We start from the raw sequence: 2,414 nt of genomic DNA, 5'->3' as shown, positions 1-2,414 counted from the left end.
CGCGTTCGAGCTTGGCCTGCGCGCTGGCGACCGCCGGCGCGGTGTCGGCCAGTCCCAGCTGCCGCGCGGCGAGCAGTCCCAGGCCCAGGGCCAGCGCCTCGTCCTCGCTGAACATCAGCGGCGGCAAGCGGAAGCCGGTCGCCAGGCGGTAGCCGCCGAAGCGGCCGCGCTCGCGGTCGACGGGGATGCCCAGCGCCTCCAGCGCCACGATGTAGCGCCGCACGGTGCGGCGCTCGACCTGCAGCTCGGCGGCGATGGCGGCGCCATCGAGCTGTCCGCGCGATTGCAGCAGCTCAAGCAAGGCCAGGATCCGGGAGGCGGGGAGCGACATGCCGGCGAGTCTACGGCCCCTGCGTTCGATATAGGGCTGGATCCGTCCTATATCGGCCCTAGGCTGCGTGCCATTCCGCGCCTCGTGCGCTGCCTGGGCGCCACAGCCGCCCTCCAACCAGGAGACCCTCGAATGAATCCCGCCGATCTGACGCTCTACTTCGCCCTGGTGCTCGGCATCGTGCTGATCCCCGGCATGGACATGGCCTTCGTCGTCGGGCACAGCCTGACCGGTGGACTGCGCGCGGGCCTGGCGGCGCTGGGCGGCGTCGTTGCGGGGGCGTTCTGCCACCTCGCGATGGGTGCGATGGGGCTGGCTCTGCTGCTGCGGACGCTGCCCGGCGCGTTCACGATCATGCTGGTCGCCGGCGCGATCTACCTCGGCTGGCTGGGCTGGGGCCTGATGCGCGCCGAACCCAGCGCCACACAGGCGCGCCCGGCGAACGGGCCGCGCGCGCACTCGGCTTTCTTCGGCGCGATGCTGACCAACCTGCTCAATCCCAAGGCCTACCTCTTCAGCTTGGCGGTGCTGCCGCAGTTCGTGCATCCCGAGCGCGGCGGGCTGGCCCTGCAGCTCGGCGCGATCGGCATCGTCACCGCCGCGACGCAGATCGGCGTCTACGGCGGGCTGGCCTGGCTGGCCGCGGGCGGGCGTCGCCGGCTCGGCACCGCCGACGCCGCCGGGCTGCGGCGCCAGCGCCTGCTGCTGCGCGGCGTGGGGCTGCTGCTGTGGGTCACGGCGCTCTATACCGCGTGGCAGGCCTGGCACCAGGCGGGGATGGCCGCGCTGGGCTGAGGCCGGCGGCGACGGGCGCGGACGGCGTGTCGCAGCGTGTCGTCGGCGTGGGGCGAGGGCCTCAATGCGCTTGATCCTTGTCAATGAACTCCGACCCGACGCCAAACGCGCGGGAGAGGTCGACAACTGAGGGCCCCGGCGCGTGGCCGGCGGATCGACGAGATCCGGCGACGCGCCGATCCATCCACCCTCGCGGGGCCAGGCCCCGTCCCATCGGAGTTGTTCATGACCACACGCCACATCATCCTCGCCGCGCTGACGGCCGCGCTGGCGGCGGGCACCTCGGCCCATGCGCCTGACGGTCGCGACATCAAGAGGTGGTATGGCCTCATCAAGGCAAGTCAGAACAACCATGAAGATCTGTCAGTCGAGGCGGCGATCGGTCAACTGCCGAGCGACTGGCAATACCTCCCCGCGGCGCCGGCCCGCGCGACGAGCGGGATCGGCCCCGGGTCCATCGGCGCCGAGGGTCGTGGCGGCGCGAAGGCGGCATCGTGAGGTCCGGCGCCCCCTTGTGGCCGGTCGCCGTGGGCATCGCGTGGCGGCAGCCTCATTACCAGGAGGTGATGGTCCGCGGCGCGCCCGGCATCGATTTCCTCGAGGTCCTCACCGAGGACTTCCTGTCGCCCGGCGGCGCCGCCCGCCAGCTGCTGCTGGACGCCGCGCGCCGGTTCCCGGTGAGCCTGCACGGCGCGGGTCTGGGGCTCGGCTCGGCGGTCGGCATCGACGGCGGCCACCTGCGGCAGGTGAGGGAGCTGGTCGACGCGGTGCGGCCGGGCGCGGTGTCCGAATACGCCTGCTTCAACCGCGTGCATCGACCCGGAGCGCCCATCCACCTGCATGCGCGGCTGCCGATCCCCTTCAGCGAACGCAGCCTGTCGCTGCTGGCCGACCATGTCGACACCGCGCAGGAAGCGCTGGGGCGGCAGATCCTGATCGAGCCGATCGCGGCCTGCCTCGCGTGGGACGAGGACACGCTGAGCGAGCCCGCGTTCTTCAATGCGCTGGCGCGGCGCACCGGTTGCGGGGTGCTGGTCAATCTGGACAGCCTGGTCGTCACTGCGATCAACCGCGGTCATCGGGACGAGGCGATCGTGCGGGCCGGCATCGCCTGGGTGGACGAGATCGATCCGGCCGTCGTCGGCCAGTACCACCTGGCCGGCCATGCGCAGGCGCAGGGCGTGGCCTTCGGCGGGCAGGGCGATCCGGTCGGCGAGGACGTCTGGTCGCTCTACCGCCACGCGCTGGGTCGCATCGGCGGCCCGCCCGACCGTGATCGACCGCGGCC

Annotated in this window: 4 protein-coding genes; 3 read left to right on the top strand and 1 reads right to left on the bottom strand. The window is 72.5% G+C overall.

Annotated elements, in window-relative coordinates:
• On the bottom strand, positions 1-331 hold a 331-nt coding region (locus FUT87_RS28010; RefSeq protein WP_147243073.1), incomplete at its 3' end, for a YafY family protein.
• Between the two features lie 132 nt (positions 332-463).
• On the opposite strand from FUT87_RS28010, the gene FUT87_RS28005 reads away from it, so the two are divergent.
• The 3 genes from FUT87_RS28005 to FUT87_RS27995 form a co-directional block, all read left to right on the top strand.
• Entirely contained in the window at positions 464-1,126 is a 663-nt protein-coding gene (locus FUT87_RS28005) for a LysE family translocator (protein WP_147243072.1), read from the top strand.
• Positions 1,127-1,351: 225 nt separating this feature from the next.
• Positions 1,352-1,624 carry a hypothetical protein gene (locus FUT87_RS28000; RefSeq protein WP_147243071.1) on the top strand — a complete coding sequence of 91 codons (273 nt, stop codon included), beginning with the start codon at positions 1,352-1,354 and terminating at the stop codon, positions 1,622-1,624.
• A partial coding sequence (locus tag FUT87_RS27995) for a DUF692 domain-containing protein (RefSeq protein ID WP_147243070.1) occupies positions 1,621-2,414 on the top strand: 794 nt, incomplete at its 3' end. The genes FUT87_RS28000 and FUT87_RS27995, both read left to right, overlap by 4 nt.

The sequence above is a fragment of the Mitsuaria sp. TWR114 genome (assembly GCF_007997345.1).
The sequence above is the reverse complement of the archived record's forward strand: the minus strand, read 5'-3'. Positions and strand labels throughout refer to the sequence as shown.